At 63.4% G+C, this 21,246-nt stretch carries 22 protein-coding genes and 1 riboswitch; of the genes, 11 read left to right on the top strand and 11 right to left on the bottom strand.

The features are described 5' to 3' along the window. The first annotated feature begins 205 nt into the window (after positions 1–205). Both ACVZUB_RS23060 and ACVZUB_RS23055 read left to right on the top strand, forming a co-directional pair. A complete protein-coding gene (locus ACVZUB_RS23060; RefSeq protein ID WP_030535356.1) occupies positions 206–517 on the top strand; it encodes a hypothetical protein in 312 nt (103 codons plus the stop codon). A gap of 54 nt (positions 518–571) precedes the next feature. Then, complete coding sequence (locus ACVZUB_RS23055; protein ID WP_065455299.1) at positions 572–1,222, top strand: TetR/AcrR family transcriptional regulator; 651 nt, start codon at positions 572–574, stop codon at positions 1,220–1,222. A gap of 423 nt (positions 1,223–1,645) precedes the next feature. Here the strand turns inward: ACVZUB_RS23055 and ACVZUB_RS23050 are convergent, their stop codons facing one another. Both ACVZUB_RS23050 and ACVZUB_RS23045 read right to left on the bottom strand, forming a co-directional pair. Beyond that, on the bottom strand, positions 1,646–1,771 hold the full coding sequence (locus ACVZUB_RS23050) for a hypothetical protein (protein ID WP_003940363.1): 126 nt from the start codon (positions 1,769–1,771) through the stop codon (positions 1,646–1,648). An 87-nt stretch (positions 1,772–1,858) separates the two neighbouring features. Continuing rightward, positions 1,859–4,183: a helicase-associated domain-containing protein gene (locus tag ACVZUB_RS23045; protein ID WP_030535357.1), complete on the bottom strand. Its 2,325-nt coding sequence runs from the start codon at positions 4,181–4,183 to the stop codon at positions 1,859–1,861. Positions 4,184–4,243: 60 nt separating this feature from the next. On the opposite strand from ACVZUB_RS23045, the gene ACVZUB_RS23040 reads away from it, so the two are divergent. Beyond that, positions 4,244–4,432, top strand: coding sequence for a hypothetical protein (locus ACVZUB_RS23040; protein WP_019744939.1), 189 nt, complete (start codon positions 4,244–4,246; stop codon positions 4,430–4,432). A gap of 83 nt (positions 4,433–4,515) precedes the next feature. Here the strand turns inward: ACVZUB_RS23040 and ACVZUB_RS23035 are convergent, their stop codons facing one another. Further along, the gene (locus ACVZUB_RS23035; protein ID WP_003939675.1) at positions 4,516–5,079 is read right to left on the bottom strand and encodes a transglycosylase family protein; all 564 of its coding nucleotides are present in this window, start codon (positions 5,077–5,079) and stop codon (positions 4,516–4,518) included. Between the two features lie 8 nt (positions 5,080–5,087). Beyond that, a riboswitch (cyclic di-AMP (ydaO/yuaA leader) is annotated at positions 5,088–5,297 on the bottom strand. A gap of 395 nt (positions 5,298–5,692) precedes the next feature. Between ACVZUB_RS23035 and ACVZUB_RS23030 the strand changes: the two genes are divergently transcribed. Beyond that, positions 5,693–7,090, top strand: a complete 1,398-nt coding sequence (locus ACVZUB_RS23030) for a YncE family protein (RefSeq protein ID WP_482627801.1) — start codon at positions 5,693–5,695, stop codon at positions 7,088–7,090. A gap of 94 nt (positions 7,091–7,184) precedes the next feature. On the opposite strand, the gene ACVZUB_RS23025 is transcribed toward ACVZUB_RS23030, so the two are convergent. Then, a complete protein-coding gene (locus ACVZUB_RS23025; RefSeq protein ID WP_003939919.1) occupies positions 7,185–7,574 on the bottom strand; it encodes a YccF domain-containing protein in 390 nt (129 codons plus the stop codon). Between the two features lie 33 nt (positions 7,575–7,607). Further along, positions 7,608–7,835 (bottom strand): hypothetical protein, encoded by a 228-nt coding sequence (locus tag ACVZUB_RS23020; RefSeq protein ID WP_003940194.1) that lies wholly within the window; start codon positions 7,833–7,835, stop codon positions 7,608–7,610. Positions 7,836–8,050: 215 nt separating this feature from the next. Between ACVZUB_RS23020 and ACVZUB_RS23015 the strand changes: the two genes are divergently transcribed. Next, positions 8,051–8,464: a cold-shock protein gene (locus ACVZUB_RS23015; protein WP_007733502.1), complete on the top strand. Its 414-nt coding sequence runs from the start codon at positions 8,051–8,053 to the stop codon at positions 8,462–8,464. A gap of 88 nt (positions 8,465–8,552) precedes the next feature. Here ACVZUB_RS23015 and ACVZUB_RS23010 read toward each other — a convergent pair whose 3' ends face one another. The 3 genes from ACVZUB_RS23010 to ACVZUB_RS23000 all read right to left on the bottom strand — a co-directional run bounded on the left by ACVZUB_RS23010 (position 8,553) and on the right by ACVZUB_RS23000 (position 11,641). Continuing rightward, the gene (locus ACVZUB_RS23010) at positions 8,553–9,047 is read right to left on the bottom strand and encodes a DUF2771 domain-containing protein (RefSeq protein WP_207624414.1); all 495 of its coding nucleotides are present in this window, start codon (positions 9,045–9,047) and stop codon (positions 8,553–8,555) included. Further along, complete coding sequence (locus ACVZUB_RS23005; protein ID WP_223304424.1) at positions 9,047–10,741, bottom strand: MFS transporter; 1,695 nt, start codon at positions 10,739–10,741, stop codon at positions 9,047–9,049. Before ACVZUB_RS23005 ends, ACVZUB_RS23010 begins: the two co-directional genes overlap by 1 nt. Before the next feature lie 69 nt (positions 10,742–10,810). Continuing rightward, on the bottom strand, positions 10,811–11,641 hold the full coding sequence (locus tag ACVZUB_RS23000; protein WP_073512664.1) for a glutaminyl-peptide cyclotransferase: 831 nt from the start codon (positions 11,639–11,641) through the stop codon (positions 10,811–10,813). Between the two features lie 38 nt (positions 11,642–11,679). On the opposite strand from ACVZUB_RS23000, the gene ACVZUB_RS22995 reads away from it, so the two are divergent. The 3 genes from ACVZUB_RS22995 (at position 11,680) to ACVZUB_RS22985 (ending at position 15,800) form a co-directional block, all read left to right on the top strand. Continuing rightward, positions 11,680–12,501, top strand: coding sequence for a DUF3027 domain-containing protein (locus ACVZUB_RS22995; protein WP_030535360.1), 822 nt, complete (start codon positions 11,680–11,682; stop codon positions 12,499–12,501). Between the two features lie 68 nt (positions 12,502–12,569). After that, a complete protein-coding gene (locus ACVZUB_RS22990) occupies positions 12,570–15,242 on the top strand; it encodes a sacsin N-terminal ATP-binding-like domain-containing protein (RefSeq protein ID WP_116057981.1) in 2,673 nt (890 codons plus the stop codon). A 6-nt stretch (positions 15,243–15,248) separates the two neighbouring features. Beyond that, positions 15,249–15,800 carry a phosphatase PAP2 family protein gene (locus ACVZUB_RS22985; RefSeq protein ID WP_030535362.1) on the top strand — a complete coding sequence of 184 codons (552 nt, stop codon included), beginning with the start codon at positions 15,249–15,251 and terminating at the stop codon, positions 15,798–15,800. Here ACVZUB_RS22985 and ACVZUB_RS22980 read toward each other — a convergent pair. After that, a complete protein-coding gene (locus tag ACVZUB_RS22980) occupies positions 15,790–16,830 on the bottom strand; it encodes an iron-siderophore ABC transporter substrate-binding protein (RefSeq protein WP_482627800.1) in 1,041 nt (346 codons plus the stop codon). The two genes, ACVZUB_RS22985 and ACVZUB_RS22980, sit on opposite strands and share 11 nt — an antisense overlap. 90 nt (positions 16,831–16,920) lie before the next feature. Continuing rightward, entirely contained in the window at positions 16,921–17,178 is a 258-nt protein-coding gene (locus ACVZUB_RS22975) for a DUF2530 domain-containing protein (RefSeq protein ID WP_007733492.1), read from the bottom strand. A 102-nt stretch (positions 17,179–17,280) separates the two neighbouring features. On the opposite strand from ACVZUB_RS22975, the gene ACVZUB_RS22970 reads away from it, so the two are divergent. The 3 genes from ACVZUB_RS22970 to ACVZUB_RS22960 all read left to right on the top strand — a co-directional run bounded on the left by ACVZUB_RS22970 (position 17,281) and on the right by ACVZUB_RS22960 (position 20,644). After that, positions 17,281–18,735 carry an NCS2 family permease gene (locus ACVZUB_RS22970; RefSeq protein WP_003940242.1) on the top strand — a complete coding sequence of 485 codons (1,455 nt, stop codon included), beginning with the start codon at positions 17,281–17,283 and terminating at the stop codon, positions 18,733–18,735. Positions 18,736–18,800: 65 nt separating this feature from the next. Continuing rightward, positions 18,801–19,232 (top strand): MarR family winged helix-turn-helix transcriptional regulator, encoded by a 432-nt coding sequence (locus tag ACVZUB_RS22965; RefSeq protein ID WP_003939901.1) that lies wholly within the window; start codon positions 18,801–18,803, stop codon positions 19,230–19,232. Between the two features lie 104 nt (positions 19,233–19,336). Further along, complete coding sequence (locus ACVZUB_RS22960) at positions 19,337–20,644, top strand: MFS transporter (RefSeq protein WP_007733487.1); 1,308 nt, start codon at positions 19,337–19,339, stop codon at positions 20,642–20,644. Here ACVZUB_RS22960 and ACVZUB_RS22955 read toward each other — a convergent pair. Beyond that, the gene (locus ACVZUB_RS22955; protein ID WP_003940103.1) at positions 20,628–21,176 is read right to left on the bottom strand and encodes a hypothetical protein; all 549 of its coding nucleotides are present in this window, start codon (positions 21,174–21,176) and stop codon (positions 20,628–20,630) included. The genes ACVZUB_RS22960 and ACVZUB_RS22955 overlap by 17 nt on opposite strands. Positions 21,177–21,246 lie beyond the last annotated feature (70 nt).

The raw sequence follows: 21,246 nt of genomic DNA, 5'->3' as shown, positions 1-21,246 counted from the left end.
CCTGTCGACAGGGGAGTGATTTGGATCACTCGCTCTGATCGAGATGTCTAACATGGATCAACTGATCCAATAAGTTGAGCCTCCCGCACAGTGGGAGATTTGTAATCACCTGTAGTTCAACGTTATCTGGTGCATTGACGTCGGATATCGTTGTTGCAAGTCGATCGACTGAACCAAGTACTTTCCGAAGGAGTATTGAAGAGGTATGCAACTGGCCGTCACAATCACCCCCGACTCCTCGACCGTCGAACTGAACAGTGTCGACGACTTCACCAGTCTCTCGGTCGTCGTTGGCGGCGACGATCGATCCGAGACTCTGAGTCGGGTACTGGAACCGTGGGGGGAACTCGAGGGGGATCACGTCTGGCTCGACATCGGCCACTTGGAGCAAGCCGTCGCTGCCCGGATCGGAAACACCGAGTGGAGACAGAAGTTCTCCGCGATGGTGGACTACGCACGCGCCCACGGCTGGGTGGATCGCGACAACAGGGTGCGAGCACACCGTGAATCACTCTGACTCCGCGTTCGCCACGGTTGAGACGTTTGTCGAGCCCGTGCGAAGCTCGTTCGTATGACCGACTCCCGGCAGAACCGTCAAGGCGACGCGACGCGTCTGCGTTTGCTCAAAACTGCTGAACGGCTTTTCGCGACAGAGGGATTGGATGCAGTTTCGCTGCGCTCGGTCAACGCCGCGGCCGGTCTCGGGCCGTCATCGGTCCACTACCATTTCGGAACCAAGGACGATCTGGTCGCAGCGGTGCTGTTGGACATGGGAACGTCGGTGCGAGATCAGATCAGCGCGAACGTCGACGCCCTCTCCGCCGACAAGACGCCGCCGACGGTGGAGGCGCTGGTACGGGCCGTCACTGCGCCCTACAAGGCATTGCTCCTTCGCCATCGCACGCGGGGAATGCGATGGATCAGAATCGTCACGCAGATCTCGCAGCCGCAGATGTCACGACCGGGCCATCCAGCCCTCGAGGCGACCGAGCTGCACTTGCGTGAACATCTTCTCGACCAGGTCCGTCGTACTTTTCCTGCTACCGATCCCGAACGGCTCGAGACTCGCTGGGCGATTGCCTTGATGGGCTTCCTCCAGGCGTTGAGCCGGGCGGACGATTGGAGCGGAAGTGGCAAGCCGCTCGCGCCGGAGCGGCTTGCCGACTTCTACGAGGACCAGGTCGTCTTTCTTATCGGTGGTGTGCGGCAGTTATTGGGGTGAGCGCCTAATCGATGCGTCTCCTATTTCTGCGCGACCACTGACTTCCGCATTTCCATTACATGAGTAATAGCTTCGGAAATTCCGGACCGGTAACCGATATTCTTTTCGGAATCACCCGGAGTGGAATCAAGCTCCGATTCGAGTCTCGTTTGAATGCGGTCCAGGGTATGGATTGTTTTTTCACGATGGTTGATTCTCTTTCTGCGGTAAATCCGATAGAAGTATTCCGGATTGCCGAGCGTGTTCGTCGAGGACGCAGAGTGAAGCGAGGGTCATGCCCGCTGCGTACCCGCGCGAGCGTGCGTCAGTTCCTCGATTACGTGACTTGAACAGGTTGAACGTTTCGTGCAGGTGCACAAGGGTGTCGGTGGGGGCAGGCATTGGTCAGCTTCGCAATCAGCTCGTCTTCTCTGGACTTTGCTGTCAGCTCCGCTTCCGCTTACGGATGAACTCGGAAGACTCCGCAGATTTCGCCCGCTTCTCCGCGCGGCGTTCCTTGATCGACTGGGCGGGTTTCTTCATGTTCTTACCCGGCGCCTTGTCAGCCATTGTCGCTCCTCATTTTTCGAAGTGGCAATCACAAACTGACCTCGACCATACTTCATTTACAGAAAAAAGCCAGTTGCTTCTTTTTTGCTACTTTTTTCCGGAGTCGACGGGGCTGACGGAAGTAATTCGGTGCAACGTGAAACGGCGAACCGCGCCGCTCGCGGGGTCGAAGGCGTCCAGCTGTCCGCCGCCCACGCTGACGGGGTCGACGATGCGATGCGTCGCGACCCCCTGGGCGTCGACGTAGCCGATATTGACGCTCGAATTGTCTCGGGCCGCCGTGGCCAGCAAGGCGATGGTGGCGGCGTTGTTCTCCCGTGAACCGTCCGTTCGCACTCCGCCGCGGCCGGGGGCGGAAGCACGGTCTCCGGCCCGCATCGTGCGGACCAACGACGCCAGCTGATCCGCCGACGGGCTCGCCGGCATCCTCGACGCCGGTCGGCTGCGACGGTTGGGTACACGTGCCCCACGTGGGCGGAGATCGACCAACGTGCCCGAGGAGTCCTCACCTGCCGGCGCGAATCCGGCGGCTCGCAGCTCGGTCAGGACTTCGCGGAGAGGGGCCTGCGAAATCGCGACGGTGGGAGCCAAGGCGCGCAGTGCCAACGGCTCAGCCACTGCGGATGCGAGGACCTCCGCCAGCAGTGACGCGTCCTCACATCGAATGAACGACGCCGCCACTCCGGCACGCAGTCGTCCGTGTCGACGGGCGACATCGTCGATCAGATACGAAAGTGATTGGGGGACAGGAGTCTTCGATTTCGAAGCGAACATCGCATGCAGTTCGGTGGCCGTCAGACCGGCGTCGAGCGCACGACGCACGCTGTCCTCGCTGATGCGGTACATGGACGCCGATCCGGCCGACTCGATGTCTGCGACCAGGCTCACCTGCTCGAGCAGGTCCGGTACCAGCGGGCCGGGCGCAACCAGAGTCAGATCCGCCTGGACCAGGATGTAGTCGATGGGCTCGGGTAGCGCGGACTGCATTTCGGCTTCGGCGTCCCCGCCGTGCAGCAAGGCTCGTCCAGGTGACGACAACGCGCCGCGGGCCACCAGTCCGAGCGCGGCGGCCTCGTCCAGAGTCCGCTCGATCGCGAACGTCCGCAGGCGCCCGCTCCATCGCGGGCGTCGCCACGCCAGCAGCCGACTTACCTCGACGGCCGACGCGGTCTGACCGCTGTCGAGTTCGGAGAGCAGCCCCAGAATGGCCTGACGATCTCGCGGAGCCGCCGGAGCGCGGCCCTCCTCGGACAACGCCGCGATCGGCTTGTCGGTGGAATCGCGCAGCCCGATCATCCACGGGACTCGAGGTACGTCGACCCAGGCGGACGCCAGGACCTCCCACCGTCGCGCTGTGGATGCGTTCAGCCAGCCGTCGACCGCAAGCGTGGGCGTCCAGTATTCGTCCGCGTTGTCCGAGACCGGCGCCGGATCTGGTGTTCCACTGGCGATGAGTCCGGCTGCCGAGAGCAACTCGACAAGTAGGCTCACGCGCGCTTCGTCGAGATCGGCCGTCTTGGCCACGCGTCGTAGTTCTCGAACACCGAGCCCACCGGCTCGCAGTGCGGGGGCCGGCGCTGCGCCCAGAACAGCGATCACGTTCTCGCATTGGCGTACCAACTCGAGCGCCTCGCCGGCTGCTGCGGCGTTCACGTCCGCCGGCTTGAGTTTGTCGCCCCCGATGACAGGTGCGGTCAGCGTCGTCGGATCGAAAACCGGCTCGCCGCGGATGACCTGACGAACCGTCGCCGGAAGCTCGACAGTCTGCTCGTCGAGCCACCGCAGCAGGCCGGCCGCCAGCAGTCGTTGAACCGGGCGCTCAGGCGGCGTTCCGGGGGCAGCGTCGCGGGTGCGACCGATCGGGCTGGAGTTGGCGAGTGTCTCGAGGAGATCCCGCTCGCGGGTGTCCAGAGCGTTGAGCGCAGCCGAGATCTCGGTCTCGGTCATCGCCTCGGCAGGTTCGAGGGCGCGCCCCACACGCCACGGAATCATCCCGATGACTGCCGGGACGACGCTGATGGGATCGACACCCCAGATGAGGGCGGACGCGCGCATCTTCGACAGAGACTTGTCGACGGCCTTCTTGGTGACCTTGCCCTTGCCGGTCAGGGCGCGTTCGGCGATCGCACTGTTGAGCTCCGCCCGCGTCATCGGAGTTTCCTCGGCGCCGGCCAGTGCCAACAATTCGAGAAGACCGAAATCGAGGGTGTCGAGTTCGTCCGCGGCTCGGCTGACCGACGCGCGTTGCTGTGCCCGACCGCTGAGAACCACCATCGTGCTCGGCGGCGGTACGGCCAGATCGGGGCGCAGACGCAGCAACTCCGTCAACTCGGCGTCACTGCGCGCCGAGAGCCAATCGGTCAGACTTTCGGCTGCGGAACTGCCCGCCGGGGTGCCACGTGTTTCGGTCATCAGGTATCAGATTAGAGACCTGGTCTGTACGGCGTAACGGCGTCCTGTCAAAATGACTTCGTGGCCAACAATTCGAAGCAACACTATGTAGATCCAGGATGGCCGGAAACTGCAGACGGAGATCACGCAGTGACCGAATTGTCATCGACCCGCGCAGGTGGACTTTCACCCTTCGGCGAGGACACCACCTTTCCGGTTCCGGTGGAGTCACTTCCTTACGTACACCCGCACACCGTCATCAACCGATAACAACTCGACACGAAGAAGGCCCGCACCGAATCGGTGCGGGCCTTCTTGATGTTCGAGCGTCCGAGCGGACAGTCTTGCCGGTGTTACTTGAGGAACGACTTCGCGGTGTCGGCGACTGCGAGGATCTGCGGGTCGACCGGGATGCCGTTGGCCTCGGCGAATGCGATTGCCTGATCGATGGCGTCGGCGACCGGGTGTGCAACGGTCTGTGCGACCTGCTGCGCCGGAGCCGGAGCTGCCTGAGGAGCCGTCGTGGCCGGAGCGGAACGCTCGGTGGCGCCGCTGCTCAGCCCGAGGCTGGAGGAGCAGGACGGCCATGCGCCCCAACCCTGGTTTGCGAGAACACGCTCGGCAACAACGATCTGCTGCTCGCGAGTGGCCTGGTTTGCGGTGGCTGCGTACTGTCCGCCGCCGTGTGCGTTCCACGTGCTGGGGGAGAACTGCAGTCCGCCCTGGTAACCGTTGCCTGTGTTGATGGCCCAGTTTCCGCCGGCCTCACACTGGGCGAGACGATCCCAGTCGGAGTCGGGGGCAGCGTTTGCGGTTCCGGTGGCTGCAATTCCTGCTACGCCCATGATGGCGCCGGTGACGGCGACCTTGGCGACAGTGCGGCCGGTGGTGGTGGGCTTGCGATGGCGTCCGCTCATGATGGTCGAAATCCTCTCCACACGCGCCTGCGAGGTCAGCTGTCGGGTTCGGGCTGAGAGGTCGCCCGGCCTCGCCTTTCCTGGCTGGAAAGGGTCTGGCTTCACCCCAAGATTCGGTCTTGCGATCGAACCGGTGTCCACTGGAGAACTTTTCTGTTCTCACAGAGGACTTTGGGTCCCCCGTCCTCGTCCCTGGAATGCTCTGTCGGAAGTCCGGTACCCGCGGGACAAGGCTTGGCGCGGCGGGCCGGAGGTGGCCGAGTTTCCCGGCCGAAAACGACGGTAACGGCTCGAGTCGCTCGTGTCACCATTTGATAACGCGGCGTGGCGAAAGACGTACAACGCGTCACACAAAGCGCAGGAGACTCTTCCCAGGTAGGTGGGGGTGCCCGAGTGAATGTCCGGTTGTGTCCGTTCCGTTATTCATCCGTAATGTGAGCAAGGTCACACGTTATGCGGAAATAGAATCTCGGGCGATTGAGAGGTGCGTCGATCCGGACCCAAGGTTGTGGCCCGTGTCTCAACATCGACTATGAAACTTAGGTTAGGTTTGCCTGACTTGCCTCGCTTGGGCAGGTTTCGCAGAGTCTTCCAAAGAAGTAGGGCACCCCTCATGAAACTGCAATACCGTCGGCGTGCGGTCACCGCGTCACTCGCCGTTGCCGCTGCTGCTGTCGGCCTGGCCGTCACTGCTCCCGCTGCACACGCCTCACCCGAGGATCCGACACACGGTGTTGTCGGAAGCTATTCCGCAACCCAGCCCGGCGACATCGTCGTCGACGCGGCAACCCACCGCGGATACATCACGCAGTACGGCGGACCGACCAGCTCGTTGTCCGTCGTCGACACGAACACCGGCAAGTCCGTCGGCACCATCGACGGCGTCGTCGGTTACCCGTCGGCACTTGCCGTCGACTCAGGCCTCGGACGCGCATACGTGTCCTCCTCCTACGGCGGCGCGATCTCGATTGTCGACACGAAGACCGGGAAGGTCGAAAAGACGGTCACGCTGAGCGAGAAGAACCCCGACGGCTCGCGTCCGCAGATCAACGATGTCGTCGTCGATCCCACAACACACCGCGCGTACTTCTCGGACTACAAGTCCGGCAACATCCGAGTCGTCGACCCCAACGCCGCCGACGCCGTGTCGAGCATTCTGGTCCACAAGTCGGCAACGCCGACCAAGCTCGCCTTCGACAGTGTCCGCGGCTTCCTCTACATCGCGGACACCAACTTCTTCGACGAGAATTACGGCCGCACGCTGTGGCAGGCGGACGTACGCAAGGGCGGAGCACTCAAGTCGATCGTGCGTGCCGACAACCTCTACCCGGTCGACGTCGATGTCGACACGAACACCGGCAACATCTACATGACCGACACCCGGGCAACCAACCTGTGGGCGATCACCCCGGCCGGCGCGGTTCTGTCGAAGACCACGCTGTCTCCGACCGCGATTCCCAACGGCGTGGTCGTCGACGCTGCGGCAGGCATTGCATATGTCGCGGACGTCATGAACGGACACCTGTGGTCGGTCGATCTGACGACCCGCGCCACCACCGCTCTGACCGATACCAAGGTTCCGGCACTGGAGAAGGTCAAAAACCTCGCGCTCGACACCTCGACCGGCGCCATCGCGTCGACGACCAACGGGGGCAAGGTGACAGTCGTTGCTGCGTACCCGCTACCCGCGACCGTCGAATTGCCTGCCGCTCAGGTAGGTAAGGCGTATTCGCAGAAGCTCACTGCCGCCGATGCGCGCGCAACGTTTGCACTCACCAGTGGCACTCTGCCCGGCGGACTGTCCCTCGCACAGGACGGCACCATCTCGGGTACCCCCACCGCTGTCGGCAGCGTCACCGTCGAGATCACTGCGAAGAGCGTGCTTTCGCGTGCTTCGAGCGTGATCATCGTGGTCTCCGAGGGGCCGGTCGGCCCCGTCGATCCGGGCAACCCGGGAACGGGAACCGGTTCGCTCGGTAACCTCCCCGGACTCGGTAGCCTCGGCCGCTGATACGACCTGATACCAGAGAACCCGACCACAGCAACTGCTGTGGTCGGGTTCTTCGGTCCGCGGGCCCGCTATGCGTAATCGACGCGGTCCACGACTATGCGTAATTCACCCGGTCCACGTCGACGATCTCCTTGCCGAGCGGCATCAGCGAGATCGGAATCATCTTCAGGTTCGCGACCGCGAGCGGAATTCCGATGATCGTGATCGCCATCGCGACGGCGGTGACGATGTGTCCGATCGCCAACCAGATACCGGCGATGATCACCCAGATGACATTGCCGATCATCGAACCGACACCAGCGGTCGGCTTGTCGACGACGGTCTTACCGAACGGCCACAGTGCGTAGATGCCGATGCGGAATGCCGCGATTCCGAAGGGAATCGTGATGATGAGGATGCAGCAGATGATGCCTGCGGCGAAGTAACCCAACGCCAGCCAGAAGCCGCCGAAGACCAGCCAGATCACGTTCAGGAGGATTCTCATGGTCAGTGACCTTTCGGTTGGAGGCGGGAGTGATCAGCGCACGCGTCGACCGGATCTGAGCGTGTAGACGATGGCCAGAAGGAAACCGATCGGGCACGCGAGTGCTACCAGGTACAACGCCAGGCCGGGTGGGGTGTCGCTGAAGATATGGACTGCGAAGATGGCCACGATCGCCAGGAATCCGACGATGAACAGTGCCATCGCCGTACGGAACAGACCGTTTCCGGTGCCGGAAGTGCGCGGGTTCGGTTGAGGGTCCACACCTACGAGGATAGTGCCTGTAAACCTGGGTGCCGACCCGGGTTCGTCACAGGTAGACTGTTAACAGACTGCGCGCCCCGCTGAAGCAAGTGTGGGGCGCGTTCTTTTGCATTCTTCCACCGGAAGCGATGCGAGCAAGGCCATGAGGCTCTTCCGAGAGCCTCCCGAGCACATTGGGGCAGACGCCCCAGTCGAGTGATGAGCAGGTGAACGCGGTGCCGACCGGCAAGGTGAAGTGGTACGACGTCGAAAAGGGTTTCGGCTTTCTGTCGCAGGAAGAGGGCGAGGACGTCTACGTCCGTGCTTCCGCTCTCCCCGAGGGCGTCGAAGGCTTGAAGGCCGGCCAGCGCGTCGAGTTCGGAATGGCTGCGGGCCGCCGCGGTCCGCAGGCACTGAGCCTGAAGGTACTCGAGCCGGCGCCGTCGTTGCGCGGCGCGACGGCGACGCGTCGTGAGCCCGTCGAGCGTAAGCACACCCCTGATCAGTTGCACGGCATGGTCGAGGACATGATCACGTTGCTCGAGGCGAAGGTCCAGCCGGATCTGCGCAACGGCAAGTACCCGGACCGCAAGACCGCTCAGCGGATCTCCGAGGTCGTCCGGGCCGTCGCTCGCGAGCTCGACACCTGATCGCTCGATACGAGCTGCCATACACGGCTTCGAAACAAAATGCCCTGCACACCAATCGGTGTGCAGGGCATTTTCGACGTTCCGGGGATCAGGCGGTCTTGATCGACCAGATCAGCAGTCCCTGTTCGCTTCCCTCACCGACGGCGAGGTGGATTTCGACGCCGACGAGTTGCTTGACGGGATCGCTCGAAGACTCGACCGTCACTGCCAGGGCCTCGCCGGGCTCGAAGACTCGGGGCTCACCGGTCTGGTTGCCGTCGGCATCCTCGTAGACGGCGAGCAGTGCCCACTGCGCATCCGAGACGTCCGTCGACAACGACAGCTGCAGCGGGTAGCCCGCTGGAACGTCGAGTGCGTAGATGTCGCCCACCTGGGCGCACTGGGACAGGTCGATGGTGCAGAAACCGGCAGGGTTCGTTTCGATCGTCTTGCCGTGTGCGTATGCAGTGATGACCGGCAGCTTGTCGGGGTCGTCGTTGATGTTCTTGATGATCACGAAAAGAACGGAGACGTAAGCAACCAGTGCCACCACCATCAGGACACTGATCGCTGCCACGATCTTCTTTGTTCTCGAGCGCATCATCACTGCGGAGTACTTCCTTGTCCTCGGTTGGATTTACCGGTGTAAATCACTTCGGTCACTTCTTGTTCGGCCAGATCGGGTCGCTTCCCGCCGAGGCCGGGCAGGAGGCTGCTTCCTCGGTAGCTCAGGAAGGTCTGCAGAAGCCCGATCGTCAGGAACACCGATACAACAGTGAACCCGATCCAGTATTCGGTCGGAAGCAGAACCCCCAATGCGCCGCCGAGTACCCAGCTCAGCTGCAGAACCGTCTCGGATCTACCGAATCCGGACGCGATCGATTCCTCGGGCAGGTCGTGCTGGAGTGACGCGTCGAGTGAGACCTTGGCGAGCGCGCTGGCGGCCGATGCGATGAGCGTGGCAAGCGCGGCCGTCATGAGGTTGTCCGTCAGAGCTGCGATCACCGCGATGATCCACACCGACGCAGTACACCGGAGCACGATCAAGGCAGGCCGGCCGAGCTTGAGGCGCGCACCCGTGGCATTTCCGGCGAAGTTACCCAGACCGGCTGCTGCGCCGACCAGGCCGAGCATCATGGCCTGCTGGAGCGGCTCGTGATCGGTGCGTGATTTGGCGACGAACGCGATGTAGAGCGTCAGGAAGCCGGTGAGCACGCGAATGGTGCCGTTGCCCCAGAGTCCGATGATCACGGCGCGTCCGAGAGGCTGACGGACCTTGGCAGGTTTGGCGTCCGGCTGCGGTGGGGCGCTGCCGGCGTGATGCGCTTCGTCCGGGTGGTAGGTGATGGTCGCGGGAACCTCACCCTCGGTGACCTCGACCCACGACGGGATTCGCATGCTCAGATATGCGCCGAACACGGTGACGGCGACCGCGAACCACAAGGCGCCGGTGGAACCGAAAGCCAGCGCGAGCGCACCTGCGACAGCGCCGGCCCCGATCGTTCCACCGATCAGCCCGAAGACCGTCAGACGCGAATTCACGCGCACCAGGTCTATTTCCGGTGGTAGGACGCGTGGTGTCACTGCGCTCTTGAGCACCGAGAACGATTTACTGAGCACCATCATGCCGAGCGCGGCCGGATAGAGGATCCAACTGTCGAAGTTGAAGACCAGGATCACCGCGAGGAGCGTCCGGATTCCGAACGACGACGCGAGTGCGATGCGGCGTCCGCGCTGCAACCGGTCGAGCATGGGGCCGATGAGCGGTGCGATGACCGCGAACGGTGCGATCGTGATCAGGAGATAGAGCGCGACCTTGGTCTTGTCCTCGCCCGTCGCGGCCGAGAAGAACAGCGTGTTGGCCAGAGCGACGGAGATCGCCGCGTCGGTCGCGTTGTTCGTCATCACCGCGTAGGTGAGAGCGGTCAGACCGGACTTGTCCGCGCCGTCGGCCTTCGCCGCGCGCTGGAAGGTCGCGATGCCCTTGTTCGTCAGTTCGCGGCTGCGCATCGCTGCGACGCGAGTGACGGTGAGCTTGCGAGGCATCGGTGGAGCCTTGGGAGCGTCCGCCCCCGGCGTCTTCGAACCGGCCGCGGATTCGGAGTCTCCCCGCGATTCGGGAATCGGATGCAGCGGTGGCAAAGGCGTGCGACGGGCAGCGGGACGGGCCGAAGGTGGGTAATTGTCCGGGCGGGCCGCGGGTGGGTAATTGTCGTAACCGGGGTGCACCTGTTGCCCCTCCGGCTCGTCGTGGATTCGCCGAGTTTCGGGGTCGTAGGGTTCGCGCGGTCCGGTCACCACTCAATTCTGTCCTAGTGTCGGCGCGGCTACCACGCACACCCCTGCGAGTCCTGTGTCATGTCGGACTCAGTTAACAAAACGGACTTCGAACATCTGCGGCCAATACTTGCCGGTGAGCAGGAATCGATCGGTACCGGGAATCTGCGCGATGCCGTTGAGAACGTCGACGGTGCTGGTCGATCCGTCCGCGACGAGTTCTTCGCGTAGCGGCGAAGCGTCGTACACGTTCGTGACGCTGCCGTCCGACGGGTCGATTCGGACGACGGTGTCCGTGGTCCAGACATTGGCGTAGACGGAGCCGTCTTCGGCGCATTCCAATTCGTTCAGCTTGCCGACGGACTCCGAAGATCTGGTGACGTCGACGGTCGAGATCGGCGCAAAGGTTTCGGGATCGCGAAAGGTCAACGTGGCCGAACCGTCGCTCGAGACAATCCGATCCCCGAGCGAACAGATTCCCCATCCCTCGGTGTCGAGTGGGAACCGCCCCCGTTCGGTCAAGGTGTCCTTGTCACGGGCGATGGCAACGCCGTCTTTCCAGGTGAGTTGCCACAGTGTGTCTCCGGCGACCGTGATGCCCTCACCGAACAACGGCGGGTCGAGATCGGCACGCGCAACTTCCGGTCCCGAAGCGGGGGACTGCTCGTCGGAGATCTCGCTCGAGCGCACCCAGGACTGCCCGACGCGTCCGGTGCTTTCGTACAACCGGTTTCCGTCGATCTCGAGGCCCTGCGTGAACGCGTCGGGATCGTGCGCGGACACTCGAACGATCTCGACGGAGCCGGTTTCGGACGTGAGGTTGTCGGGAGCGCCGGGGGAATCGGAGCACCCCGCCAAGGCCGAGGCGATCACGGCGACCACTGCAAAAGTGCGCACGGAATTGGCGTGTGACCTACTCATCTGCCCAGCATGGCAGCCCAGTGCGTTGCGGACTTGCGGTGGTGCGGCAAACTGGAGGAGTGAGTGTTGCTACTTCTCCAGAGCGTGCAGTGCCGCGCCCAGTACTGGCCGATGCGGTCGAGCTTGCCCGAAAGGCAGTCGTCGACCTGCATGAAGGCGGTGTGGGGGCATACCTCGGCGTGACGTCGGAGGACGAATTTGCCGCCACCCATCGATTTGCAGCAGACATTCCGGGATACCGCGGTTGGCAGTGGGCGGTTGTCGTCGCTGCCGGACCGGAGGACACCCACGCCACGATCAGTGAGTTGGCGCTGTTGCCGGGTCCCGACGCGTTGGTTGCGCCGGAATGGCTGCCATGGGATCAGCGGATTCGTCCCGGCGATCTGTCCGTCGGTGACCTACTCGCCCCGCCGGCCGAGGATCCTCGCCTCGTTCCCGGCTACGTCGCCACCGGTGACCCGGAAGTCGACGAGGTAGCTCTCGAAATCGGGCTCGGCCGCAAACAGGTCATGAGCCGCGAGGGCCGACTCGATGCCGCGCAGCGTTGGTTCGACGGTGACTTCGGCCCGGAGTCGGAGATGGCGAAGGCCGCGCCGTCGACGTGTGGACTGTGTGGATTCTTCCTTCCACTCGCCGGTTCGCTGCACGCAGCGTTCGGTGTGTGCGGAAACGAACTCTCCGCAGACGGCCGTGTGGTCAGCGTGTCCTACGGTTGTGGCGCGCACTCGGACACCAGCCTGCCGCTCGGTGCGGGCTCGCCGCAGTTCGACGCATTCGACGACGGGGCCGTCGAGCTGATTGCGGTGCCCGCTCGCCCGTCGAGCGCTGTTGCAGTTGAGGATTCGGTATCCACCGAGTAGAAGATCCGTTCGGTACGGACGCACTCCGCGAGGCGACGCTGCGCGCGTGGTCGGAATCTCCGACGCGATTGCGTGAAGACGCGGCTGCGGAATCCGACCTCGCAAAGGCCGGGTACCGCGACCGTCTGCTCACCGAACTGGCGCAGAACGCTGCCGATGCAGCTGCACGCGAGGGCGTCCAGGGCTCTTTGTGGGTGGATGTGGACGGTCGGACGCTGACGGTGGCGAACACGGGCCGTCCACTGGACGAATCCGGTGTACATGCGCTGACCGCGCTGCGCGCGTCGAACAAGGTCGACGCCGACGAAGGTGTGACGGGACGGTTCGGCGTCGGATTCTCGGCAGTTCTCTCGGTCAGTGACGAGGTGGAACTGCGCTCGTCGACGGGATCGATTCGATTCTCTGCCTCGCACACTCTGCGCGAGATCGAGTCTCGCGAACTCCCGGTGCCGGAAACCGGTGTCCCCGTACTTCGTTTGGTGTGGCCGTCTGGCGAATTGCCGAGCGATGGTGCTGATTCGGAAGTGGTGCTGACGCTTCGGCCGGACGTCGATGCCGCGGCGCTGCTTTCGCAGATGACACGTGAGGCAGTCGACCTGCTGCTCGAACTCCCGGCTCTCGGATCAATTCGTCTGGGTGAGAAGACTTTTCGGCGATCGGAACGGGTGCTGGATTCCGGCCTCGTCGAGATCGCGATCGGTGATCGCACGTGGTGGCAGTACACCGCGCCGAACGCGCGATGGTTGGTGCCGGTCCGCGACGGGGTCGTCGAGCCGGTCGCAGACGACGTCCTGCGGGCGCCGACGCGATCCGACGAGGAACTGTCGATCCCCGCGATCATCATTGCCGACATTGCAATGCAACCCGATCGGCGACGCCTCATGCCCGCTGCACCGATCGCTCCGCTTGCCGAGGGGTACGCGAAGTTCCTTGCTGCACTACCTCCTCGGCAGCGAACGGCACTCGTTCCGATCCCTGCCTTTGCCCGCAGCGAAACGGATTCGCTTCTGCGCGAAGCGCTTCTGAAGGAGCTGCAGGAAAACGAGTGGCTTCCGGTGGTCGGTGAGCCCGACCGCGCGCCGCAGCGAGCGTCCGTGGTGCCCGGGCTCAGTGATGACCTTGCCGAGTTGCTCACCGACATCATCGGTGGCCTGGTTGTCCCCGAGCTCTCCGGCCCCAAGCACGAGCGAGCGCTCGCGGCGGTGTCGACACACCGCATCGGGCTCGCGCGCATCGCCGAACTGCTCAGCGGTTCGGAACGTGAACCCAAGTGGTGGAATCGCCTCTATTCGGCTCTCGAGCCTCTGGTGATCGACACTCTTGCGGTGGAAGAGCTTGGAACACTGCCGGTTCCGCTCTCCGATGGACGGACGGTGACCGGGCCGCGGACCGTCGTCGTCGGCGTCGAACTGGGCGAAGACGCGCCGTCGGTGGAGTGGACGAGGTTGGTTCATCCCGTCGCGGTTCACCCGTTGCTGTCTCGATTGGGAGCGCAGACCGCGAGTGCCACCGACCTGCTGTCCGATCCGGCGCTGCGCGCATTGATCGAAGATGCTGCGGACCAAGATGATTCGGTAGCGACGGAGTTGGCGCAAGTGGTGCTCGGATTGGCGGCCCACGTGGCGCCAGGGGCGCTGCCGTCGTGGATCGGTGAAGTGCTGCTTCCTGATTCGGAAGGCGAATTGCGGTCCGCCGACCAACTTCTGCTTCCGGGAGCTCCCCTTGCAAGCGTCCTGGTCGAGGATTCTCCCTTCGGCATCGTCGACGCTGATTTTGTTCAGCGGGTGGGGGAGCAGGCGCTACGGGTAGTCGGTGTCGGGTGGGGTTTCACGGTGGTCCGTGAGGAATTGCCGTCCGGCCCCGATCACGATCTCGACGCCGAAGACGCATGGTGGGACACCCTCGACGAGGACCCCGAATACATCGAAGCCGTGCGCGATCTCGATCTCGTGGACGAAGACCGCTGGCCGCAGGCGCTGTCGCTGCTGGTCGAGTCGCCGGCGACGCGGGCGCTGCTCACCGACCGTCGTGGATACACGGCGTGGTGGTTGCGTTCGAATGCCGAACTCGGCGGTGAGGTGCTGGGCTTGCTGCGCGCTCCGGGCGATCGCACCTTCGAGGGATTGCTCGATGCTGCCGAACACCCCGACGCCGGATTCTTCTCCGGATTGCTGGCATCGGATACCGTCGACGATCCGGAACTGGCTCAGCTGCTGCTCGATCGGCTTGCCGACCCACTACGGATGCCGGCCTCCGCCGTCGTCGCGCGGACGCACCGACTACTGGGGGAGGCAGCGCAGCGACGGGTTCTCGACCTGGAGGAACTGCACCTGCCGCCGTTCGTGCGAGGCCTTTCCGGCGATCTGGTCGATCCCGGCGACGCCCTTGTTCTCGACCGACCGTGGCTGGGAGCGGCACTGCCTGCACAACGAGTGGTGCTCGGCAGCTTCGAGACGGCCGACGCACTGGCAGATCTGCTCGACGTCGCGACGGCGTCTGCATCCGTTCACGGACGAGTGAGCAGCACCGGCGTCGTGACGACGTGGGCGAACGAACCGCAGGCAGTTCTCGGCTTCGCAGCCCTCGGCCGTGAGGTTCCCGGCGGCGAGGTAGTGATCCATCACGAACTGTCGGTGGAACTGACGGGGGCGGTCGAGACGACGGTGATCGTGCCGTGGTGGGTGGACTCGGACGGCGTTCATCACGTGATGCGTACGTGGACTCTGCCGCAAGGAATGTGAGGGCAGATGTCTTTTGATCAGTGGGTACTCGACAGCGCAGTGAGTCAGCGGACGGCGTGGCTCGTGGACGTCGTCGACGTCATCACCGACAGCGGCGGAACCCTCGCGTCGTGGCTGATCGCGACGCTGCTCACGATCGTGCTTCTGGTTCGGGGACTACGCACCGAAGCTCTGCTGATCGCCGGATCGATGTTGACCGGTCTGCTCGTGATGAGCGGATTGAAGCGCATCTTCACGCGAACCCGTCCACCCGTGCCGGAGCGGTTGATCGAAATCGATTCGTATTCGTTCCCGTCGGGCCACGCGATGATGAGCGCGATCCTCGCGACTTCGGTTGCCGCCGTGATCCTTCGTCTTGCCTTGCCGAGGCTCGCGAAGATGGCAATGCTCGCGAGCCTCGGCCTGTACACGATCGCCGTCGGATTCTCCCGCGTCTACCTGGCTGCCCATTGGATGACCGATGTACTGGCAGGTTGGGCGTTCGGGATGATGTGGGCCGGGGTGTGGATCTGGGGAACCGCGCAGATCAGAAAGCGCCGGGCGCTGGTTACTTCGTGAGCTCGGCGAGTAGTTGGCTCGTGGCCCACGGCAAGCTCAGTGCCGAGCTTGCGGTCAAGGCCGCACCGACCTGCGGAGCCTGATCGTCGTTGACGTAGACGACGCGATTGTCCTTGACCACGTCGAGTTGCTGGAAGCCAGGGTTGTTTCGGACCGCCTGTGCGGCATCGGGATTGCCGATGACAACGAGACGGTCCACGTCGAGAAGATCCAGTCGTTCGGTGGAGATCGGCGCGTAGAACTCACCGTTCATCAAGGCCTCGACCGCGGGAGCAGGTTTGAATCCGAGACTGCCGAGAACCCGTCCGCGGGCGTCCTCGGAGGAGAAGGCGTAGAACTCCGGGGTCGCGTCGACGCTGATGATCACCGCGGTCTGGTCTGCAAATTCCGGGTGAGCGCTTCTGGCGTCGGCGAACTGCTTGTCGATATCGGCGACCAACTTCTCGCCGTCGGCTTCGCGACCCACTGCCTTCGCTGCGGTCTTCGTCGTGATCTGCCACGGAGTTGCGTAGTCGCCGTAGGCCGGATCCTTCGCGACGATCGGGGCGATCGCGGAAAGTGTGCTGTACAGGTCTTTGTCGATGCTCGAGTAGAGCGCGAGGATCAGGTCGGGCTCGAGCGCAGCGATCTTTTCGACGCTGATCGTGGTTTCGGGATTGCTGCCGACGACGGTCGGTTCGGTTCCGCCCCAAGGGCCGGTGACCCATGGCCACGTGCGGTTGACGTCCGGTTCGCCCGGGTACTGGTTGACCATTCCGACGGGCTTGATGCCCAGAGCCAACAGAGCCTGCTCGTCGTTGTAACCGACGGTGACGATCCGTTGTGGTTCGGAATCGATCGTGGTGCTGCCGAAAGCGTGATCGATCGTGACGGGGAAGGCGCCACCACCGGAACTCGACGAACTACTTGCTGCGTCGTCGTTCGAACTGCAGGAGACGAGTGCTGTGCCGACCAGGGCGACCACAGCAACGGATGTCAGTCTCGTCCAACGTCCTCGGCTTTTCCAACGATTTCGGTGCGAGATCTTCACGGCTACGTGGTTCCTTTCAGCATTGACAAGCTAAGACCGACACTGGAGTGCAGGGTAGGCTTACCATACTGAAAGGGTGAATCGACCTGCTCAGTCGACCAGACCGGCGCCCTGCTGTGCGCCCTTGTCACCGCGCACAGCTGCGCGTCGTTGAATGGAGAACAGAGCGAAGCCGAGGAAGCCGACTCCGATACCCGCGTAACAGATCGGGAGTGCATCCGACCAACGATCGCCGCTCACCGCGACCACGATCGTGGCGATCACCCACAACGCGGTGCCGATGATCAGTGCCGGCGCGGGTGCGGACAATTTGCCGATCAGGCCTGTTGTGTTGCGAGTCTCCGTCACAAAATTAACGCTACCCGTACCCCGGTGGCCTACTCTCCCTAGTGCGACCGGCTTCATGTGCGCCGGCACACGGCGACCTACAGCGATGGGGAAAGAACAAACATGGCGGCACCCGGCAAGATCCTCGACACCTATTTCAAGATCAGCGAACGAGGGTCGACGATCTCGACCGAGATTCGCGGCGGTGTCGTCACCTTCGTGGCGATGGCCTACATCGTGGTCCTCAACCCCCTGATCCTCGGCAGTTTCTCGGCTGACGACGCTGCAGCGAAGACCGACGTTCTCGGCAACATCCTTCCGGTCAACCAGGTGGCTGCGGTCACCGCTCTGGTTGCCGGCCTGATGAGCATCGTCTTCGGTGTCGTTGCCAACTATCCGTTTGCCATCGCCGCGGGTCTCGGCATCAACAGCCTGCTCGCCGTCACAATCGCACCTCAGGTCACCTGGCCCGAGGCGATGGGCCTGGTGGTCATCGACGGTGTGATCATCGTTCTGTTGGCACTCACCGGTTTCCGAACTGCGGTGTTCAATGCGATTCCCTCGGCATTGAAGTCCGCGATCGCGGCCGGTATCGGCATGTTCATCGCCTTCATCGGACTGGTCGACGCCGGATTCGTCCGCCGTATCCCCGATGCCGCCGGTACGACGGTTCCCGTCGGACTCGGAATCAACGGCTCCATCGCTTCGTGGCCGACCGTGGTGTTCATCTTCGGTGTGCTGCTCATGGGTGTTCTGGTCGTGCGCAAGGTTCGTGGTGGACTGCTGATCGGCATCGTCGTCACGACGATCCTCGCCGCGATCATCGAGGCAGTTGCCGACGTCGGACCCTCGCTCGGAACCAACCCCAAGGGCTGGAACCTCAGCATCCCCGCGATCCCGGAGATGCTCGGTGGTATGCCTGATCTGAGCCTGGTCGGCGACGTCAGCATCTTCGGCGCATTCACCCGCATCGGTGTTCTGGCCGCCAGCCTGCTTGTCTTCACCCTCGTGCTCGCGAATTTCTTCGACGCCATGGGCACGATGACGGGTCTCGGTAAGGAAGCCGGCCTGACCGACAAGGACGGAAACCTCCCCAACGTCGGTCGCGCGCTTGTCGTCGAAGGCGCGGGCGCGATCGTGGGCGGTGGCGCTTCGGCGTCGTCGAACACCGTGTTCGTGGAATCCGCGTCGGGTATCGCCGAAGGCGCCCGCACGGGCCTGGCAAACGTCGTGACCGGACTGCTCTTCCTCGTCGCGATGTTCCTGACGCCGCTCTACTCCGTCGTGCCGATCGAGGCAGCTGCGCCTGCCCTCGTCGTCGTCGGTGCGCTGATGATCGGGCAGGTCCGAGACATCGATTTCACCAAGTTCTCGGTTGCTCTCCCGGCGTTCCTGACCATGATCGTCATGCCGTTCACCTACTCGATCGCCAACGGCATCGGCGTCGGCTTCATTTCATGGGTGGTCCTGCACGCTGCCAGCGGTGGTATCAAGAAGATCCACCCGTTGCTCTGGATCGTGGCGGCACTTTTTGTGGCCTACTTCACTGTCGGACCCATTACCGACGCCCTTACGTGAAATCAGGGTTGACCGGTATTCGATTACGTGAGCTACCGGCCAGCTCTTGACGTATTGTCTGACGCGTGACCACCGAAACTCGTGCGCTGGCCAGCGATCTTTCCCTGGCTGTAGTGCGTCTCACCAGGCATCTGCGCGGCCGCAGAGTCGACGCTCAGGTATCGCTGACGCAACTGTCCGCCTTGGCGAGCCTGGATCAGTACGGCCCGATGACTCCTGGCGTACTCGCAGCACGTGAGAAAGTGCAGCCGCCGTCGATGACGCGCGTTGTTGCTTCTCTCGCCGAGCTCGGTCTGGTCGAGCGCTCGCCGCATCCCACGGACGGTCGTCAGATCATCGTGAATCTGTCCGACGCCGGGCAGGCGTTGCTCGCGGACGAAACCCATGCGCGCGAGGCGTGGATGAACGAGCAGCTGGCCGGGCTGGGTGGCGAAGAACTCGCGACGCTGCGCGGTGCCGTCGAGATCATCACCGAGATGGTCAACAAGACGGAGTAGCTCCGTGAGTTAGAGGTCGCGTAGCTCCGCTACCCAGAGGTCGTTGCCCAAACGAATTACTCGAGGGGCAAGATAGTGGGGTGCCCCGAGACCCCGATTCCGGCATGTTTGCCGCGCTCCACAACCGCAACTACCGCCTTTGGGCTTCCGGACAGATCGTTTCTCTGGTCGGCACGTGGATGCAACGCATCGCCCAGGACTGGCTGGTACTGACGCTCTCGGACGGCAACGCGCTGGCGGTGGGCATCGTCATGGCCTTGCAGTTCGGCCCGACGCTGTTCTTGTCGGTGTGGGGTGGGGTGCTGGCCGATCGGTACGACAAGCGTCGGATCCTGATCTTCACGCAGTGGGCGAGTGCGGTATGCGCACTCGTGTTGGGCCTGCTGGACGTCGGTGGGCTCGTCGCGTTGTGGCATGTCTTCCTGATTGCCTTTGCCCTCGGCTGTGTCTCGGCGCTCGACGCACCCGTGCGTCAATCGTTCACCATCGAAATGGTGGGCAAGGAGCACCTGTCCAACGCCATCGCGCTCAACTCCATGACGTTCAACACGGCCCGCATCGTCGGTCCGGCCATCTCGGGTGTGCTGATCAACCTGATCGGAACAGGGTGGGTGTTCCTGCTCAACGTCGCGACATTCGGTGGGGTGCTCATCGCGCTCTACCTGATGAACAAGAAGGAGTTGATCCCGTCGGAACCGGCCCCGCGCACCAAGGGGCAGGTGCGCGACGGGTTCCGATATGTATGGGGCCGCAAGGACCTTCGCGTGATCATGGTGTCGGTCTTCATGGTCTCGACCTTCGGCCTGAACTTCGCGATCAGCCTGGCGGTGATGGCGCGCAACACGTTCGGTCTCGAGGCCGACGGTTACGGATTGCTGTCCACGACGCTCGCCGTGGGCACCCTTGCCGGCGCTGCGTACGCCGCAAGACGGAAGGAAGCGCCGCGGTTGCGGACGTTCCTCGGTGCCGCCGTGGCTTTCGGTGTGTTCGAGGTCGCGGTGGGATTGATGCCCACCTACGCGTTGGTGGCGCTGATGTTGATCCCCACGGGCGCACTGACGTTGACGTTCACGACGTCCGCGATGAACATCCTGCAGATGTCGGTGCCTTCCGAGATGCGCGGGCGGGTGATGGGTATCTACATGCTCAGTTTCCTCGGTGGCACACCGCTGGGAAGCCCGTTGCTGGGTTGGCTCGCCGACTCCGTGGACCCACGTGCGCCCTTGATCGTGGGCGGAGTGATCTCGCTCGTCTCGGGCACTGTGGCCGGGGTGTACCTGCTACGCAGCGAAGGGCTGAAACTTCGTCTTGCGCGACCGGAAGACGGTGGCAGGCTGCCGGTTTTCGTCCTGCGTCCGGTGATCGTATGCGACGCGACCGAACAGGCAGTCGAGGCTAGCCGCGCGCCGTGACCTTCTCACGCTTGGGAAACACCGTGTAGCTCAGGGCGATTGCTCCCCAGATTGCGAGTACCACTGTCAGCTTGCTGATCCATCCGTCGAGGGCTCCAGTACGGGTGGGGTCGTCGACGAGGAAGATGGCCGCGCCGAGAAGTCCGCACGCGACGGCCCAGGCGATCGCGGCTTTGCCGAACTCGCGCCATTCGCGCAGTGCTCGCGCACTCCCGTACTTGGGTGGTGCGACGGGAGCCGGGCCGCCGGCGAATCGGTAGGCGAACCTGGCGTCGGCCCAGGAGATGAGGCTGTGTCCGAACGCGACGGAGAATCCGATGTAGGCCGCGGCAAGCCCATGGGTGAAGTTCGCCTCGCCACCGCCACGAAGATCGAGGGCTGTGGCGACGAGCAGTACGACATCCACCAGGGGCGCGCAGATGAGCAGTGCGGCGCCCAGCGTTTTGCGGCGCAGTAGATAGCGGGCCGCGAGACCTGCGGCGATGAACACCCAGAACATGATTTCGCACGCGATGATCAAGTGGACGATCATGACATCAGCTCATTTCTAGTACGACTGTGTTAGTGATCGAAAACTAGCACAGCTGTGTTAGTTTTGTGAA

Source organism: Rhodococcus sp. OS5 (genome assembly GCF_056837585.1).
This window is presented reverse-complemented; position numbering and strand designations above follow the sequence as displayed.

What these genes read in the sequence shown, in the direction of transcription:
- ACVZUB_RS23060 (WP_030535356.1), top strand. Translation starts at nt 206, where the DNA reads ATGCAACTGGCCGTCACAATCACCCCCGACTCCTCGACCGTCGAACTG.
- ACVZUB_RS23055 (WP_065455299.1), top strand. Translation starts at nt 572, where the DNA reads ATGACCGACTCCCGGCAGAACCGTCAAGGCGACGCGACGCGTCTGCGT.
- ACVZUB_RS23050 (WP_003940363.1), bottom strand. Translation starts at nt 1,771, where the DNA reads ATGGCTGACAAGGCGCCGGGTAAGAACATGAAGAAACCCGCCCAGTCG.
- ACVZUB_RS23045 (WP_030535357.1), bottom strand. Translation starts at nt 4,183, where the DNA reads ATGACCGAAACACGTGGCACCCCGGCGGGCAGTTCCGCAGCCGAAAGT.
- ACVZUB_RS23035 (WP_003939675.1), bottom strand. Translation starts at nt 5,079, where the DNA reads ATGAGCGGACGCCATCGCAAGCCCACCACCACCGGCCGCACTGTCGCC.
- ACVZUB_RS23030 (WP_482627801.1), top strand. Translation starts at nt 5,693, where the DNA reads ATGAAACTGCAATACCGTCGGCGTGCGGTCACCGCGTCACTCGCCGTT.
- ACVZUB_RS23025 (WP_003939919.1), bottom strand. Translation starts at nt 7,574, where the DNA reads ATGAGAATCCTCCTGAACGTGATCTGGCTGGTCTTCGGCGGCTTCTGG.
- ACVZUB_RS23010 (WP_207624414.1), bottom strand. Translation starts at nt 9,047, where the DNA reads ATGATGCGCTCGAGAACAAAGAAGATCGTGGCAGCGATCAGTGTCCTG.
- ACVZUB_RS23000 (WP_073512664.1), bottom strand. Translation starts at nt 11,641, where the DNA reads ATGAGTAGGTCACACGCCAATTCCGTGCGCACTTTTGCAGTGGTCGCC.
- ACVZUB_RS22985 (WP_030535362.1), top strand. Translation starts at nt 15,249, where the DNA reads ATGTCTTTTGATCAGTGGGTACTCGACAGCGCAGTGAGTCAGCGGACG.
- ACVZUB_RS22970 (WP_003940242.1), top strand. Translation starts at nt 17,281, where the DNA reads ATGGCGGCACCCGGCAAGATCCTCGACACCTATTTCAAGATCAGCGAA.
- ACVZUB_RS22960 (WP_007733487.1), top strand. Translation starts at nt 19,337, where the DNA reads ATGTTTGCCGCGCTCCACAACCGCAACTACCGCCTTTGGGCTTCCGGA.
- ACVZUB_RS22955 (WP_003940103.1), bottom strand. Translation starts at nt 21,176, where the DNA reads ATGATCGTCCACTTGATCATCGCGTGCGAAATCATGTTCTGGGTGTTC.